Genomic DNA, 15119 nt, shown 5'->3' with positions numbered 1-15119 from the left:
TGTCCGTGGCTGGACTCTAACTGGCCAACCTTTCGCTAACCTTTCAGCTGACTTTCACGGTTTTCGGGCTTCACAGCGACGGATGCGGCTGTAAACTCCGCGCCAAAGAATGGCGTCGACCATCCCTGAATGAGGTAAAGATCCATGCGTGTTCTGCTCGTTGAAGACCATCTGCAGCTTGCCGAAAGTGTCGCTCAGGCGCTCAAGAGTACCGGGCTGACCGTGGATGTGTTGCACGACGGTGTAGCGGCCGACCTGGCCTTGAGCAGCGAGGAATACGCCGTGGCGATCCTCGACGTCGGCCTGCCGCGCATGGATGGCTTCGAAGTGCTGGCGCGCCTGCGGGCCCGGGGCAAGAACCTGCCAGTGCTGATGCTGACCGCCCGCAGCGACGTCAAGGATCGGGTCCACGGCCTGAACCTTGGGGCTGACGATTACCTGGCCAAACCCTTCGAGCTGACAGAGCTCGAGGCCCGGGTCAAAGCCTTGCTGCGTCGCAGTGTGCTCGGCGGTGAACGCCAGCAGCGTTGTGGTGTGCTGGCCTATGACCTGGACACCCGGCGCTTCACCCTTGGCGAAGAATTGCTGACCCTGACCTCCCGCGAACAGGCGGTGCTCGAGGCCCTGATCGCCCGTCCCGGTCGGGTGATGAGCAAAGAGCAACTGGCCGCCCAGGTGTTCGGTCTGGACGAGGAGGCCAGTCCCGATGCCATCGAAATCTACGTTCACCGCTTGCGCAAGAAACTCGACGGTCAACCGGTAGCCATCGTGACCTTCCGCGGCCTTGGCTATCTGCTGGAAAGCCGAGATGCGTAAGCTCAGCAGTCTGCGTTGGCGGCTGCTGTGGAACCTCGCGTTGCTGCTGGTGGTGTTGATGCTCGCCAGTGGTTTGAGCGCGTACTGGAACGGTCGTGAAGCCGCTGACACCGCGTATGACCGGACCTTGCTGGCCTCGGCGCGGACCATCGCCGCGGGCCTGTCCCAGCGCGATGGCAGCCTCAGTGCCAACGTGCCTTACGTGGCCCTCGATACGTTCGCCTACGACAGCGCCGGGCGAATTTTTTACCTGGTCAATGACATCAATCAGAAGCTGATCTCGGGCTACGAAAACCTGCCACCGCCGCCGCCGGGAACGCCGCGCACCGATGATTATCCGGCGCTGGCGCGTTTCTATAACGCCACTTATCAAGGGCAGAACGTGCGAGTGGTCAGCCTGCTCAAAGCGGTCAGCGAGCCGAACATGAACGGCATGGCGGAAATCCGCGTAGCGGAAACCGATGAAGCGCGGGTCCGCATGGCTCGCAGCCTGATGGCCGACACGTTGTTGCGTCTGGGCATGCTGGCGATCGGTGCGTTGCTGATGGTGTGGTTTGCGGTCAGTGCGGCGTTGCGTCCGCTGGAGCGCTTGCGCACGGCGGTGGAAGAGCGCCAGCCCGATGACTTGCGGCCCTTGCCGCTGGTGGAAGTGCAACACGAATTGGGGCCACTGGTGCGTGCGCTCAATCACTTTACCGAACGTTTGCGCGGGCAGTTCGAGCGCCAGGCGCAGTTCATCGCCGACGCCGCCCACGAATTGCGTACCCCGTTGGCGGCGCTCAAGGCACGACTCGAACTGGGCTTGCGGTCTAACGAACCCGAAATCTGGCGCAGCACCCTGGAAACCGCCGCCCAAGGGACGGATCGCCTGACTCACCTGGCCAATCAATTGCTTTCGCTGGCACGGGTCGAAAACGGCGCCCGGGCAATCGCCGAGGGCGGTGCGCAGTTGCTCGACCTCAGTCAGTTGGCCCGGGAACTGGGCATGGCGATGGCACCGCTGGCCCACGCGCGCGGCGTGGCATTGGCGCTGGAGGCCGACGAACCGGTGTGGCTGCGCGGCGAACCGACGTTGTTGAATGAACTGTTGAGCAATCTGGTAGACAATGCGCTGGCCCACACGCCACCGGGCGGCAATGTGATTTTGCGGGTCATGGCACCCGCGGTGCTGGAGGTCGAAGACGATGGCCCGGGGATTCCTCTTGAAGAGCGGGATCGGGTGTTCGAGCGTTTTTATCGGCGCAACCAGCAGGTGGCCGGATCGGGGCTGGGATTGGCCATTGTCGGCGAGATCTGCCGTGCTCACCTGGCGCAGATCAGCCTGCACGATGGCGAGCAGGCGGGGCTGAAGGTGCGGGTGAGTTTTATTGCGGGGTAGTCCTGTGGTGTCTGGACCGGCCCAATCGCGAGCAGGCTCGCTCCCACAGGAGATCTTCGGTGTTAGATAGATCAATGTGGGAGCGAGCCTGCTCGCGATTGGGGGTATGCAGTCTTGATCAGTAAAACATCGAGCGTGACTCTTCCAGATCCTTGCACATCGCCTTGTTCTCCGGATCGATCCCCAGCTTCTTGAAGGCCGGTACGCTGAAGGGGTCGATACGGGCCAGTGGATGATCGGTGTCCTTGTGGCAGTAAAGGCTGGCCACTTGCACCAGGTCGACATAATCGACCCGTTCCGATTGCCGCTTGAAATCCAGATACAGCCCCGGCAATTGCACCAGCATTTCCGGAAACTCCCAGACCCTGAGCAATTTGTCGCCGAGCAGCGGATGAATCCGGTCGATCACATGGTTGAGGCTGATCGGGTCAGACAGCAATTCATAGTGATCTTCGGCATAGGTCAGGATCGGTAGGACACCAATCTGATGCACGAGCCCGCCGAGCGCCGCCTGATCAGGCTTGAGTTGCGTATAACTGCGGCACAACGCGTAACTGACGCCGGCGATTTCCAGGCTTTTGCGCCAGACCTCGCGCATTTTCTGTTCCACCACTTCGGAACGGGCATTGAAGATCTGTTCCATCACCAGGCCAATGGCCAGGTTGCTGCTGTAATTGACGCCCAGCCGGGTGATGGCCGTGTGCAGGTCAGTCACTTCCTGGGTCGCGCGCAGCAACGGGCTATTGACCACTTTGATCAGGCGCGCCGACAGCGCGGTATCGCGGCCAATCACTTTGCTGAGTGTGCTGACACTGATTTCCGGGTCTTCAGCGGCCTTGCGAATCTGCAGGGCCACTTCCGGTAACGTTGGCAGAACCAGGTCATCGTTATCGATGGCCTCAACCAAATCCTGTTGGACCTTATCCGCCAGCTCGATCATTTCTTTTCTCTAGGGTATTGCGACAAATGCTGCTGTTAACGCTGGATTTCGCGATCACGATCCAGTTGGTAAGGCAGGTCGAGCAGATGCAGGCCCGGACCTTCGTGTGCGCCAAGGTGCAGGTTGCCATCTTCTGCCGCTTCGGCTTGCAGCACCGCAAGGAGTTCAATGTTTTGCTCGGTGCGGGCGGCCAGCACCACTTCACCGATCGAACTGCCGTGGGTCGGGGAAAACAGTTGGGTGCCGGGCTCCGGCAATTCGCTGGCTTCCAGCTGCAGGCGATACAGGCGGCGCTTGAGTTTGCCAAGGTATTGCATGCGCGCGACGATTTCCTGGCCGGTGTAGCAACCTTTCTTGAAACTCACACCTCCGACGGCTTGCAGATTGAGCATCTGCGGGATGAACAGCTCGCGGGTGCTCGGCATGACCTGACCGATCCCGGCGCGGATCTGGCCCAGCAGCCATTGATTCAATTCACCTTCGGTCAACAGAGCGGACAGCTTGCCCTTGATGGTGTCGGCTTGATCGGCGCGAACCCAGAATTCAGCGCGATCCGGCGAGACGCGAAGGGCGATCAGGCCGTCATTGCGCACCACGCTGTCGGTTTCAGCCGGTAGTTCCAGGCCCAGGCTGGTCAGTGCCGCATCGCCATGCTCAAGGCCAAAGCGAACCCAGCTGGCACTTTCATCGGTCAGTTTCGATTTGGAGAACACCGCGTACTTTTTCAGGTCCGCCAGTTGCGGCTCCAGCAGCTCGCTGGCCATCGCCATAAGCACACCGTCGCCTTCCAGCAGAATGCGGAAACTCGACTGCATCCGGCCTTTCTGCGTGCAGCGCGCGCCAAGGCTGGCCTGGGTGTCGCTCAGGTAATCAAGGTTGCAAGTCAATTGGCCTTGCAGGAATTTGCCGGCATCCGCGCCGCGTACCGCGAGAACGCCTTCGTGAGACAGGGTGCAGAAAAAAGCAGAATCGGCCATGGGTCATCGCAGGGTAAAGAGTCCGAGGGACATCATAAGGGGACGCCCTTGAAATGGGTAGTTCACAAAGGATCGTCGGTCCCGACCAAAGCCGACTGTTAGGCTCGCTTTGGGGCTGTATACTTGCCGCCTATTTGAGGAGCGCTCCATGGTCGAACAAGTTGAACTGAATCGCCTCTACTGGCACAGCCGCCGCGGCATGCTTGAGCTTGACGTGTTGCTGGTGCCGTTTGTGAAAGAGGTTTACCCGCACCTCAACCAGGTGGATCGTGATCTGTATGTCCGTCTGCTGACGTGTGAGGATCAGGACATGTTCGGCTGGTTCATGGAACGTGCCGAATCGGAAGATCCGGAGCTGCAGCGCATGGTTCGCATGATCCTGGATCGTGTTCAGCCCAAGTAACGCGTTCGAATGCCGCTGGCATGCCTCACGGCAGTTGCTGGCGGCCTATCTTCTGGCCCAGCTGTTCGCGCTGGGTTCGTTGTTTCTTCTTTCCCTACCGGTCTGGGCCAGTCTGCTCGGCGCTTTTTGCTGTCTGGCTCATGGCGTCTGGGCATTGCCGCGACAGATTCTGCTGACACACCCGCAGGCGTTTAGCGGCTTGCGTCGCGATGCCGATGGTTGGCAGTTGTGGAATCAGGCGGTGGGTTGGCAGCCCGTGCAGCTGCGGCCGGACAGTCTGGCGTTGCCATTGATTGTGGTGCTGCGTTTTCGTCTGCGCGATGAGCGACGGGTCAGGGCGATCTGTGTGCCACGCGATTCGCAGGCGGCGGATGTGCACCGACGCCTGCGGGTTCGGCTCAAGTTCAGTCGGCGTAGGTGGGCGGCACCAGAATAGTGTCCAGGGCGACCGGCAGCAGGTTCGGGTAGTCGAGGGTGTAATGCAGGCCGCGACTTTCCTTGCGCTCCATGGCTGACTGAATCATCAGCTCGGCTACTTGCGCCAGGTTACGCAGCTCGATCAAATCCCGGCTGACCTTGTAGTTACTGTAGAACTCGTCGATTTCGTCCAGCAACAGACGCACCCGGTGCTGAGCCCGTTGCAGGCGCTTGTTGGTGCGCACGATGCCGACGTAGTCCCACATGAATCGCCGCAGTTCGTCCCAGTTGTGCGCAATGATCACGTCTTCGTCGGAATCGGTGACCTGGCTCGCATCCCAAACGGGCAGGGCGGTCGGAATCGACACGTCTGGCAACTGCTCAAGAATGTCCGCTGCAGCCGAACGGGCGTAAACGAAACACTCCAGCAGCGAGTTGCTGGCCATGCGGTTGGCGCCATGCAGGCCGGTGAAGCTGGTTTCACCAATCGCATACAGGCCCGGCACATCGGTGCGACCCCGCTGATCGACCATTACGCCGCCGCAGGTGTAATGCGCCGCCGGCACAACCGGAATCGGTTGTTTGGTGATGTCGATGGAGAATTCCAGGCAGCGTTCATAGACCGTCGGGAAGTGCGTCTTGATGAAGTCTTCGGGCTTGTGGCTGATATCGAGGTAAACGCAGTCGATACCCAGGCGTTTCATCTCATGGTCGATGGCGCGGGCGACGATGTCCCGTGGTGCCAGCTCGGCCCGTGGGTCGAAGCGCTGCATGAAGCGTTCACCATTGGGCAGCTTCAGATGCCCGCCTTCGCCGCGCAGGGCTTCGGTGATCAGGAAACTCTTGGCTTGCGGGTGATAAAGGCAAGTGGGATGGAACTGGTTGAATTCCAGGTTCGCCACCCGGCAGCCCGAACGCCAGGCCATGGCGATACCATCGCCGCAGGCACCGTCGGGGTTGCTGGTGTAGAGATAGACCTTTGCCGCGCCGCCCGAGGCAAGGATCACGAAACGCGCGCCGTAGGTGTCGACTTCACCGGTGCTGCGGTTGAGCACATAGGCGCCGAGGCAACGATCGCCTTCAAGGCCCAGGCGCTTTTCGGTAATCAGGTCGACCGCGACTCGCTGCTCCAGCAGTTCGATGTTGGGACGCTGTTTGGCCTGATCGAGCAGGGTTCTGAAAATCGCCGCGCCCGTTGCGTCGGCTGCGTGGATGATACGCCGATGGCTGTGGCCGCCTTCGCGGGTCAGGTGAAACTCAAAACCACCGTCTTCGGTGCCGGACTGTTCATCGCGGGTAAAGGGCACGCCTTGGTCGATCAGCCATTGGATAGCCTCTCTGCTGTGCTCGACAGTAAAGCGCACCGCGTCTTCATGGCATAGGCCACCACCGGCGTTGAGGGTGTCATCGACATGGGATTCGACAGTGTCGGTGTCATCCAGAACGGCAGCGACACCACCCTGGGCCCAGAAGGTTGAGCCATTGGCGAGGTCGCCTTTGCTCAATACGGCGATGCGCAAATGACCGGGCAAGGTCAGCGCAAGGCTCAAGCCGGCAGCACCGCTGCCAATTACCAGAACATCGTGTTGAAACTGTTGGCTCATTTCAGGATTCCGCTCAAAGCGACCCGGGACGGGGTTGGCGCAAGACAGCTGGATCGGCGAGTCAAGACAGCCACACAGCCCACTAGTATATAGAGGGGGGGATCGGCACAATAGCCGGGCCAGCATGGCATTGTGAAACTACTGTGACGGAAAAGGCTGGACGCTTCGTCGGAAGTTTTTTTGAGGGCTTCGGCGACGTGGCGACTGTATCGTGGATTTAACAGTCTTTTTCTCTTCAGAATTGCACAATGTCGGTTTCGGGCAGCTATAAATATGGAACTTTTGCCAAAGGCCCAAGATCAATAGAAGGTTGCCTGAAACAAGGGACAGTGTCGGCTTCGGTGCGGGACTTGCGGTTGGGTCTTTGCTGACGAATCCGATGACAAGATTATTCGCGCAGCCGGGTTATCCCGCGCTGCGCTTTTCGTGCGTGCCAAATCAGAGCGCGCAGGAAACTTGCTTGAAGGGGGAGAACTTTTGCGAAAAGCCCGAGTCTATGTTTGCAAGTCTGGTCGTTCAGTAATGCAAGCCTCCTTCGAGCTTATCGAGGAGTGTTCATGCTAACCCAGGAAGAGGATCAGCAGCTGGTCGAGCGCGTTCAACGCGGCGACAAGCGAGCTTTCGATCTGCTAGTGCTGAAATACCAGCACAAAATTCTCGGGTTGATCGTGCGGTTCGTGCACGACACCCATGAAGCCCAGGATGTCGCACAGGAAGCCTTTATCAAGGCATACCGTGCACTTGGTAATTTTCGCGGAGACAGCGCGTTTTATACGTGGCTTTACCGCATCGCCATCAACACGGCGAAAAACTATCTGGTTTCACGCGGCCGTCGGCCGCCGGATAGCGATGTCAGTTCCGAGGATGCAGAGTTCTACGATGGCGATCATGGCCTCAAGGATCTCGAGTCGCCAGAACGTGCATTGCTGCGGGATGAGATCGAAGGCACCGTCCATCGAACCATTCAGCAACTGCCAGAAGATTTGCGTACGGCTTTAACTTTACGTGAATTCGATGGTCTGAGTTACGAGGACATTGCCAGCGTCATGCAGTGTCCGGTGGGTACCGTGCGCTCCCGGATTTTCCGCGCTCGGGAAGCCATCGATAAAGCCCTGCAGCCGTTGTTGCAGGAAAACTGAGACAGCGGCGACAGCCAAGAGAGGAACGCCATGAGTCGTGAAGCCCTGCAGGAATCGCTGTCCGCAGTGATGGATAACGAAGCGGACGAATTGGAATTGCGTCGGGTGTTGAATGCCTTCGACGATGTTGAAACCCGCGATACTTGGGCTCGTTACCAGATCGCTCGGGCAGTTATGCACAAGGATTTGTTGCTTCCTCGTCTGGACATTGCTGCGGCAGTCTCTGCTGCGCTGGCTGACGAAGCCGTACCGGCAAAAGCCTCTCGCGGTCCATGGCGCAGCCTGGGTCGTCTGGCAGTCGCTGCTTCGGTGACCGTTGCCGTGTTGGCGGGTGTGCGTCTGTACAACCAGGACGAGATCGCCGGTGTCGAGTTGGCCCAGCAATCCAGTCAACCGGGTCTGACCGCTCCTCAGGTCAAGGGTCCAGCTGTATTGGCAGGCTACAATGAGAGCTCGGAAGCCACTGGCCCTATGGCCAACGGCGTATTGCAAGGTCAACCAGGCTGGCATGATCAGCGTCTGCCAGGTTACTTGCGCCAACATGCTCAACAAGCTGCACTGAAAGGTACTGAGAGCGCTCTGCCTTACGCTCGTGCAGCAAGCCTGGAAAACCGCTAAGGAGGATCATGCGCGCCATACCTCTACTTACGCTTCTGCTCAGTGGCTGGTTCGTTGTTCCAGCCCACGCCGATGAAGCCCAGGACTGGCTGAAGCGTCTGGGACAGGCGGAGCAAACGCAGAGCTTTCACGGTACTTTCGTCTACGAGCGTAACGGTAGTTTCTCTACCCACAACATCTGGCATCGCGTCCAGGATGGCAAGGTCCGCGAGCGTTTACTCCAGCTCGACGGCTCGGCACAGGAAGTCGTGCGCATTGATGGGCATACTCAATGCGTGAGCGGCACCCTGATAGCAGGGCTGGGGGACTCACCCAACTCCACCGCTCGTGCACTCGATCCACAAAAGCTAAAGAATTGGTATGACCTTGCCGTCATTGGCAAGTCGCGTGTCGCCGGGCGTGCGGCGGTGATCGTGTCGTTGAAACCTCGGGATCAGCATCGCTACGGTTTTGAACTGCATCTGGACAAGGAAACCGGTTTGCCGTTGAAGTCGTTGTTGCTCAATGACAAAGGGCAACTGCTGGAGCGGTTCCAGTTCACCCGACTGGATACTGCCGAGGTGCCTTCCGACAGCGATTTGCAGGCAGGTTCTGATTGCAAACCCATTACCCTCGACAGTGACAAGGCTTCCGCCGTCAAAACTGCGCAGGTCTGGCATTCGGACTGGTTACCACCAGGTTTCGAGCTGACCAGCAGTACCTCTCACAAGGACCCGGAAACCAAGGCCCAGGTCAACAGTCTGATGTTCGACGACGGTCTGGCCCGATTCTCGGTGTTCCTTGAGCCGTTGAATGGCGCAACAGTCACTGACACGCGCACCCAGCTAGGGCCAACCGTTGCTGTCTCCCGGCGATTGACTACTCCGCAAGGCGAGATGATGGTGACCGTGGTCGGTGAAATACCGATTGGCACCGCCGAACGGATTGCGCTGTCCATGCGCAACGATGCCGCGGCTACCAGCAAGCAGTAAGCTGATCAGCCATGCTCATCTATCGGGGTCTGGATGGTGCGGGAGGTCGACAATGGCTGTCCTGCCGTTGATGCCTCGAAATGTTTTGCCGAGCATTTTCATTTGCAAAAATCCCGAAATTTTTTTATAGGTCAGAGCCTCTCGGCTCTGGCCTTGTTTGTTGTTCCCGGAACAAAAATACCGGCGTATTGTTTCCGGTGTTCCTTGCTCCATATCGCTTAACCATGCTCGTCGTAACGGGAGCCGTATGTCGATTCCACGCTTGAAGTCTTATCTCTCCATTTTTGCCACCGTGCTGGTGCTCGGTCAGGCGGTCGCTGCGCAAGCGGTCGAGTTGCCTGACTTCACGCAGTTGGTCGAGCAAGCCTCGCCCGCGGTGGTTAACATCAGTACGACCCAGAAGCTGCCGGACCGTAAAGTGTCCAGCGAGCAAATGCCTGACCTTGAAGGCTTGCCGCCGATGCTGCGCGAGTTCTTTGAGCGGGGCATGCCGCAGCAGCCACGTTCCCCCCGCGGTGATCGTCAGCGTGAAGCCCAATCCCTGGGCTCGGGCTTTATCATTTCGTCCGACGGCTACATCCTGACCAACAACCATGTGATTGCCGATGCCGACGAGATTCTCGTGCGCCTCGCCGATCGCAGTGAGTTGAAGGCCAAGCTGATCGGTACCGATCCGCGCTCCGACGTCGCTTTGCTGAAAATCGAAGGCAAGGACCTGCCGGTTCTGAAGCTTGGCAAGTCGCAGGATCTGAAAGCCGGTCAGTGGGTCGTGGCCATCGGTTCGCCGTTCGGCTTTGATCACACGGTGACCCAGGGCATCGTCAGCGCCATCGGCCGTAGCCTGCCGAACGAAAACTATGTGCCGTTCATCCAGACCGACGTGCCGATCAATCCGGGCAACTCTGGTGGTCCACTGTTCAACCTGGCGGGTGAAGTGGTCGGCATCAACTCGCAGATCTATACCCGTTCCGGCGGCTTCATGGGCGTGTCCTTCGCAATCCCTATCGATGTGGCGATGGACGTTTCCAATCAGCTGAAAAGCGGCGGTAAAGTCAGTCGTGGCTGGTTAGGCGTAGTGATCCAGGAAGTGAACAAGGATCTGGCCGAGTCGTTCGGTCTCGAGAAACCGGCCGGTGCGCTGGTGGCTCAGATCCAGGATGACGGTCCTGCTGCCAAGGGCGGCCTGCAAGTGGGCGACGTGATCCTCAGCATGAACGGTCAACCGATCGTGATGTCCGCCGATCTGCCGCATCTGGTGGGCGCGCTGAAGGCTGGCTCGAAAGCCGATCTTGAAGTGATCCGCGAAGGCAAGCGCAAGAACGTCGAGCTGACCGTTGGCGCTATTCCCGAAGAAGGCAAAGAGTTGGAAGCCCTGCCTAAATCCAGCGTCGAGCGCAGCAGCAATCGCCTGGGTGTTTCGGTGGCCGAGTTGACCGAAGAGCAGAAGAAAACCCTCGACCTCAAAGGTGGGGTGGTTATCAAGGAAGTTCAGGACGGTCCTGCTGCCCTGATCGGCTTGCAGCCGGGTGATGTGATCACTCACCTCAACAACCAGGCGATCGGCTCCTCCAAGGAGTTCACCGACATTGCCAAGGCGCTGCCGAAGAACCGCTCGGTGTCGATGCGGGTTCTGCGTCAAGGTCGTGCCAGCTTCATCACCTTCAAACTGGCTGAATAAACCGGTTGTCGGCTGAATAAAAAACCGCCTCGAAAGAGGCGGTTTTTTTGTACCTGTATTTTTTGTTACTGAGCTTTATATCTGAAGGCGTTAGCCCATCATGTCCTTGACCATGCGTTCCTGCTCCATCAACTCACGTTGCCGTGCGTCGATGCGCGATGACAGCGGGAAGTTGCTGCCAGCCTTGCGCTTGGCGAAGTCCAGTTGCTGGATCGCCTGGCGATAATCGCCGACCAGCGCAAAGTACTCCGCGCGAGCCTGATGCAGGCCGATGATGTTGCCCGACAGACCGCGAGTCTCGGCCACCATGTACCAGACGTCCGGATCATCGGGCCGGCTCTTGAGCAGGTTCTCCAGCGCTTTTTCCGCATCGGCCGCTCGATTCTGCTTGAGCAACAGGTCGACGCGCACCTGATTCAGCGGGTAGTTGCCGGGGTATTGAGTGAGCATCCGGTCGACCCGTGATTGAGCATCGGGCAGACGATTATTGGTGATGTCGAGATCGACCTGCGCCAGGTTGTAGATGATCTCGTTCGGCGATTTGGCCAGCAGCAGCTTGAGGTTCTCGCGAGCCTCATTCAGCTGACCGCCCTTGATCTGGGCGATAGCCAGGCCATAGCGCGCGACGTCGTTTTTCGGGTTTTCATCGAGTTGGGCCCGGAAGCGCTTGGCGCCCAGGCCTGGTGTTTCTTCATAGATCAGCTGCACGCGTGCCCGAATCAGCTGGTAACGCATGCTGTCTTCGATACCGCCCGGTTTGGCTTGTTCGGCGCGGTTGCGGGTGTCGGCGATCCGCGACTCGGTTACTGGGTGAGTCAGCAGGAATTCTGGTGGCTTGGCGTCGAAGCGGTACTGGCGCATCAGGCGTTCGAACATGGTCGGCATTGAGCGCGGATCGTAACCGGCCTTTTCCAGATTCATGATGCCGATACGGTCGGCTTCCTGTTCGTTCTGGCGCGAGAAGCGTCGTTGTTCCTGAATCGCCGCCGCTTGAGTACCAGCAATGGCCGCGATCCCGGCATCGCCTGCACCGGCCGCGGCAATCACGATGCCGGCCAGCAGCGCAGCCATCATGGGCACTTGCATGCGTTGCGACGCTTCGACGCCGCGGGCGAAGTGACGCTGCGACAAGTGAGCCAGTTCGTGGGCCAGTACCGAGGCATATTCGCCCTCGGTCTGGGCATTGAGGAACAAGCCACCGTTGACACCTACGATCCCGCCCGGCGCGGCAAATGCGTTGAGCTGCGGACTGTTGATCAGGATGAACTCCAGGCGCCGGTCATTGACCTGGCTGGTTTCCACCAGTCGGTAGACGCTGGATTCGACGTAATCCTTGAGCTGCGGATCGTTGAGCTGCGACACCTGGCTGCGCAACAGCGCCAGCCACGCACGGCCCAGTTGGTGTTCCTGTTGCGGCGAGACGATGGCAGAACTGGCGTCACCGAGTGACGGCAAGTCGTCGGCGAAGCCCGGTGAGGCGAGCAGGCAAGCGAGCGTCAGCAGGGTAGGGCGCAAAAAAGTCATGCACAAAGCCTTAGTCGACAAAGACCTTACTGTAGCCGGACACTACGCTTGGGACCAGATATTCTAAGCTGCTTAACCCCCTGCCCCGGAGTGATTCGATGACTGACGCAGTAACCCACGACGCCGAACTGGACGCCAGCGGTCTGAATTGCCCGTTGCCGTTGCTCAAGGCCAAACTGGAACTCAACCGACTGGCCAGCGGTGCGGTACTCAAGGTGATTGCTACCGATGCGGGTTCCCAGCGCGACTTTCGCACCTTTGCCCGATTGGCCGGTCATACGCTGCTTCGTGAAGAAGATGAGGCGGGCGTTTACCGCTATTGGTTGAAAAAAGCCTGAAACCTGCTGCGTTCGTTTCTAAGGATTATTGATGTTCAAGGTGTTACGCGACTGGATTCAGCGCTATTTCTCGGATGAAGAGGCTGTGGTACTGGCGGTGCTGCTGTTTCTGGCATTTACCGCGGTGCTTACCCTGGGTGGAATGCTCGCGCCAGTACTGGCCGGTATGGTGCTGGCGTATCTGATGCAGGGGCTGGTAGTGACCCTCGAGCGCCTGCGTGTGCCTGGTGGCGTGGCGGTGGGGCTGGTTTTCGCGTTATTCATGGGGTTGTTGCTGGTCTTTATCATCATCGTGGTGCCACTGCTCTGGCACCAACTGATCACGTTGTTCAACGAATTGCCCGGCATGCTTGCCAAGTGGCAGTCGCTGCTGTTGCTGCTACCCGAGCGCTATCCGCACCTGGTGTCGGATGAACAAGTGCTGCAGGCGATCGAAGTAGCGCGGGGCGAGATCGGCAAATTCGGCCAGTGGGCGCTGACATTCTCGCTGTCGAGTCTGCCACTTCTGGTGAACATCATGATCTACCTGGTGCTGGTGCCGATCCTGGTGTTCTTCTTTCTCAAGGACCGGGAGATGATCGGCCAGTGGGTGCGCGGTTATCTGCCGCGTGAGCGGGCGCTGATCACCCGGGTCGCCCAGGAAATGAACCGGCAGATCGCCAATTACATTCGCGGCAAGGTCATCGAAATCTTCATTTGCGGTGGCGTGACTTACATCGCCTTCGTGGCGCTGGGGCTCAACTATTCGGCGCTGCTGGCGTTGCTGGTGGGTGTGTCGGTGGTGGTGCCTTACGTCGGAGCAGTGGTGGTGACCGTGCCGGTGCTGCTGATTGCACTGTTCCAGTGGGGCTGGAGCGATCAGTTCATCTATTTGATGGCGGTCTACGGGATCATCCAGACGCTGGACGGCAACGTGTTGGTGCCACTGCTGTTCTCGGAGGCGGTCAACCTGCATCCGGTGGCGATCATTTGCGCGGTGCTGTTGTTTGGCGGGTTGTGGGGCTTCTGGGGCGTATTCTTTGCGATACCCCTGGCGACGCTGTTCAAGGCCGTGCTGGATGCCTGGCCGCGCAAAGAGCCGATTGTGGCGCCACTGCTTTAATTGTCAGGCTGGACTTTTCAGTGAGGCGAATGGCCTCAGCCCGAGCAGGCTCGGTCCCACAGGGATTGCGCAAATCCTGTAGGAGCGAGCGGTGCGGCGATCCGACTTGCCCGCGAAGGCGTCCGAACAGACGCCCAAATAATCAGGCCTTGTTCAGCGCCTGAGCAGCAGCCAAAACCGCATCCACATGCCCCGGCACTTTCACACCGCGCCATTCCTGACGCAGCACACCATCCTTGTCGATCAGGAATGTGCTGCGATCAACGCCCATATATTCCTTGCCGTAGAGCTTTTTCAGTTTGATCACGTCGAACAGCTGGCACAGCGCTTCTTCCTTGTCGCTAATCAGCTCGAAGGTGAACGCCTGCTTGGCCTTGAAGTTTTCGTGGGATTTCAGGCTGTCGCGAGACACGCCGAAGACTTCGGTATTGGAGGCTTTAAAGGCGTCAAGCTGATCACGAAAACCCTGACCCTGAGTGGTGCAGCCCGGCGTGCTGTCCTTCGGATAGAAGTAAATCACCACTTGCTTGCCTTTGAGGCCCGCGAGGCTGACGGATTGCCCGCTGGTGGCGGGTGCTTCGAAGTCGGCAACCGGTTGGTCGATGGTTACGGCCATGAAAGCTTCCTTACATTGGGTTTTGTGGGCGCCACGGTTCAATCAGTGCGTCCAGGTTCATGGCGTCGGCGAAATCCAGGAACTGGTCACGCAACCAGCTGATCTGGGTGCCGGCCGGCAAGGTCACGGTGAACGTAGCGTTAAGCATGGTGCCGCCGGTCTGCGGGGCCTGATAGGTGTCGCAGGTCAGGTTCTCCAGCTCGACGTTGTGATCCATGAAGAACTGGCACAGCTCGTTGATGATGTCCGGGCGGTAGGCTGAGCTGACGTAGGCAACGTACGGCAGGGCTTGCGGACGGTTCTCCAGGGCAGCGCTGCGGACCACGTTAACGGTGAAGGCGTGCCGTTTGGCCATCACTGGGAGGCTGCCTTCGAGGCGCGCCAGGGCGTCCCAGCTGCCCGAGATTTCAAGGATCAACGCACTGCATTCGCCATGGCGCGTCAGCCGAGAAGTGACTACGGCGCAGCGGTTTTCATGGCTGGCGCGGCACAGGACGTTAGTCAGCTCCATGGGGTTGGCGCCGAGGGCACTGATGACAAGGAATTGTTCGCGAACTGTGGGGGTGGACATGCAGCATTCCTAAAGCGATGAGCGGTC

General features: G+C 59.0%; 16 protein-coding genes. 10 read left to right on the top strand and 6 right to left on the bottom strand.

Annotation, left to right across the window (positions count from 1 at the left end; genetic code table 11):
- Positions 1–144 precede the first annotated feature (144 nt).
- Both KVG95_RS12000 and KVG95_RS11995 read left to right on the top strand, forming a co-directional pair.
- The gene (locus KVG95_RS12000) at positions 145–816 is read left to right on the top strand and encodes a response regulator (protein WP_007898613.1); all 672 of its coding nucleotides are present in this window, start codon (positions 145–147) and stop codon (positions 814–816) included.
- Positions 809–2194: a sensor histidine kinase gene (locus KVG95_RS11995; RefSeq protein WP_217856612.1), complete on the top strand. Its 1386-nt coding sequence runs from the start codon at positions 809–811 to the stop codon at positions 2192–2194. Before KVG95_RS12000 ends, KVG95_RS11995 begins: the two co-directional genes overlap by 8 nt.
- Positions 2195–2312: 118 nt before the next feature.
- Here KVG95_RS11995 and KVG95_RS11990 read toward each other — a convergent pair whose 3' ends face one another.
- Together KVG95_RS11990 and ygfZ are read right to left on the bottom strand one after the other, a co-directional pair.
- Positions 2313–3134 carry an HDOD domain-containing protein gene (locus tag KVG95_RS11990; RefSeq protein WP_123721949.1) on the bottom strand — a complete coding sequence of 274 codons (822 nt, stop codon included), beginning with the start codon at positions 3132–3134 and terminating at the stop codon, positions 2313–2315.
- Positions 3135–3169: 35 nt separating this feature from the next.
- Entirely contained in the window at positions 3170–4111 is a 942-nt protein-coding gene (gene ygfZ, locus KVG95_RS11985) for a CAF17-like 4Fe-4S cluster assembly/insertion protein YgfZ (RefSeq protein ID WP_217856611.1), read from the bottom strand.
- Positions 4112–4259: 148 nt separating this feature from the next.
- On the opposite strand from ygfZ, the gene KVG95_RS11980 reads away from it, so the two are divergent.
- Positions 4260–4514 (top strand): FAD assembly factor SdhE, encoded by a 255-nt coding sequence (locus KVG95_RS11980; RefSeq protein WP_217856610.1) that lies wholly within the window; start codon positions 4260–4262, stop codon positions 4512–4514.
- Positions 4498–4950 carry a protein YgfX gene (locus KVG95_RS11975; RefSeq protein WP_217856609.1) on the top strand — a complete coding sequence of 151 codons (453 nt, stop codon included), beginning with the start codon at positions 4498–4500 and terminating at the stop codon, positions 4948–4950. Before KVG95_RS11980 ends, KVG95_RS11975 begins: the two co-directional genes overlap by 17 nt.
- On the opposite strand, the gene nadB is transcribed toward KVG95_RS11975, so the two are convergent.
- Positions 4919–6535: an L-aspartate oxidase gene (gene nadB, locus KVG95_RS11970; RefSeq protein WP_123721946.1), complete on the bottom strand. Its 1617-nt coding sequence runs from the start codon at positions 6533–6535 to the stop codon at positions 4919–4921. The two genes, KVG95_RS11975 and nadB, sit on opposite strands and share 32 nt — an antisense overlap.
- A gap of 557 nt (positions 6536–7092) precedes the next feature.
- Here nadB and rpoE point away from each other — a divergent pair.
- From rpoE to KVG95_RS11950, 4 genes are all read left to right on the top strand, one after another.
- Complete coding sequence (rpoE, locus tag KVG95_RS11965; RefSeq protein WP_003172477.1) at positions 7093–7674, top strand: RNA polymerase sigma factor RpoE/AlgU; 582 nt, start codon at positions 7093–7095, stop codon at positions 7672–7674.
- A 30-nt stretch (positions 7675–7704) separates the two neighbouring features.
- Positions 7705–8292: a sigma-E factor negative regulatory protein gene (locus KVG95_RS11960; RefSeq protein ID WP_007898648.1), complete on the top strand. Its 588-nt coding sequence runs from the start codon at positions 7705–7707 to the stop codon at positions 8290–8292.
- 8 nt (positions 8293–8300) lie between these two features.
- The gene (locus KVG95_RS11955; RefSeq protein ID WP_217856608.1) at positions 8301–9263 is read left to right on the top strand and encodes a MucB/RseB C-terminal domain-containing protein; all 963 of its coding nucleotides are present in this window, start codon (positions 8301–8303) and stop codon (positions 9261–9263) included.
- Positions 9264–9510: 247 nt separating this feature from the next.
- Positions 9511–10941 carry a DegQ family serine endoprotease gene (locus KVG95_RS11950; protein ID WP_008014849.1) on the top strand — a complete coding sequence of 477 codons (1431 nt, stop codon included), beginning with the start codon at positions 9511–9513 and terminating at the stop codon, positions 10939–10941.
- A 90-nt stretch (positions 10942–11031) separates the two neighbouring features.
- Here KVG95_RS11950 and KVG95_RS11945 read toward each other — a convergent pair whose 3' ends face one another.
- Positions 11032–12465 (bottom strand): M48 family metalloprotease, encoded by a 1434-nt coding sequence (locus KVG95_RS11945; RefSeq protein ID WP_048394060.1) that lies wholly within the window; start codon positions 12463–12465, stop codon positions 11032–11034.
- A gap of 98 nt (positions 12466–12563) precedes the next feature.
- On the opposite strand from KVG95_RS11945, the gene KVG95_RS11940 reads away from it, so the two are divergent.
- Positions 12564–12803: a sulfurtransferase TusA family protein gene (locus tag KVG95_RS11940; RefSeq protein ID WP_007898654.1), complete on the top strand. Its 240-nt coding sequence runs from the start codon at positions 12564–12566 to the stop codon at positions 12801–12803.
- Between the two features lie 31 nt (positions 12804–12834).
- Complete coding sequence (locus KVG95_RS11935) at positions 12835–13905, top strand: AI-2E family transporter (protein WP_217856607.1); 1071 nt, start codon at positions 12835–12837, stop codon at positions 13903–13905.
- Between the two features lie 142 nt (positions 13906–14047).
- On the opposite strand, the gene KVG95_RS11930 is transcribed toward KVG95_RS11935, so the two are convergent.
- Positions 14048–14521 carry a peroxiredoxin gene (locus KVG95_RS11930; protein ID WP_217856606.1) on the bottom strand — a complete coding sequence of 158 codons (474 nt, stop codon included), beginning with the start codon at positions 14519–14521 and terminating at the stop codon, positions 14048–14050.
- A 10-nt stretch (positions 14522–14531) separates the two neighbouring features.
- The gene (locus KVG95_RS11925) at positions 14532–15092 is read right to left on the bottom strand and encodes a glycine cleavage system transcriptional repressor (protein WP_123721943.1); all 561 of its coding nucleotides are present in this window, start codon (positions 15090–15092) and stop codon (positions 14532–14534) included.
- Between the last annotated feature and the right edge of the window lie 27 nt (positions 15093–15119).

Origin of the sequence: Pseudomonas farris (genome assembly GCF_019145235.1) — a bacterium.
Taxonomy (GTDB): Bacteria; Pseudomonadota; Gammaproteobacteria; order Pseudomonadales; family Pseudomonadaceae; genus Aquipseudomonas; species Aquipseudomonas farris.
This window is presented reverse-complemented; position numbering and strand designations above follow the sequence as displayed.

Coding starts and splice junctions, on each gene's coding strand:
- KVG95_RS11925 (WP_123721943.1), bottom strand. CDS start 15,092: ATGTCCACCCCCACAGTTCGCGAACAATTCCTTGTCATCAGTGCCCTC.
- KVG95_RS11980 (WP_217856610.1), top strand. CDS start 4,260: ATGGTCGAACAAGTTGAACTGAATCGCCTCTACTGGCACAGCCGCCGC.
- KVG95_RS11995 (WP_217856612.1), top strand. CDS start 809: ATGCGTAAGCTCAGCAGTCTGCGTTGGCGGCTGCTGTGGAACCTCGCG.
- nadB (WP_123721946.1), bottom strand. CDS start 6,535: ATGAGCCAACAGTTTCAACACGATGTTCTGGTAATTGGCAGCGGTGCT.
- KVG95_RS11930 (WP_217856606.1), bottom strand. CDS start 14,521: ATGGCCGTAACCATCGACCAACCGGTTGCCGACTTCGAAGCACCCGCC.
- KVG95_RS11955 (WP_217856608.1), top strand. CDS start 8,301: ATGCGCGCCATACCTCTACTTACGCTTCTGCTCAGTGGCTGGTTCGTT.
- KVG95_RS11935 (WP_217856607.1), top strand. CDS start 12,835: ATGTTCAAGGTGTTACGCGACTGGATTCAGCGCTATTTCTCGGATGAA.
- KVG95_RS11940 (WP_007898654.1), top strand. CDS start 12,564: ATGACTGACGCAGTAACCCACGACGCCGAACTGGACGCCAGCGGTCTG.
- rpoE (WP_003172477.1), top strand. CDS start 7,093: ATGCTAACCCAGGAAGAGGATCAGCAGCTGGTCGAGCGCGTTCAACGC.
- KVG95_RS11960 (WP_007898648.1), top strand. CDS start 7,705: ATGAGTCGTGAAGCCCTGCAGGAATCGCTGTCCGCAGTGATGGATAAC.
- KVG95_RS12000 (WP_007898613.1), top strand. CDS start 145: ATGCGTGTTCTGCTCGTTGAAGACCATCTGCAGCTTGCCGAAAGTGTC.
- KVG95_RS11945 (WP_048394060.1), bottom strand. CDS start 12,465: ATGACTTTTTTGCGCCCTACCCTGCTGACGCTCGCTTGCCTGCTCGCC.
- KVG95_RS11990 (WP_123721949.1), bottom strand. CDS start 3,134: ATGATCGAGCTGGCGGATAAGGTCCAACAGGATTTGGTTGAGGCCATC.
- ygfZ (WP_217856611.1), bottom strand. CDS start 4,111: ATGGCCGATTCTGCTTTTTTCTGCACCCTGTCTCACGAAGGCGTTCTC.
- KVG95_RS11950 (WP_008014849.1), top strand. CDS start 9,511: ATGTCGATTCCACGCTTGAAGTCTTATCTCTCCATTTTTGCCACCGTG.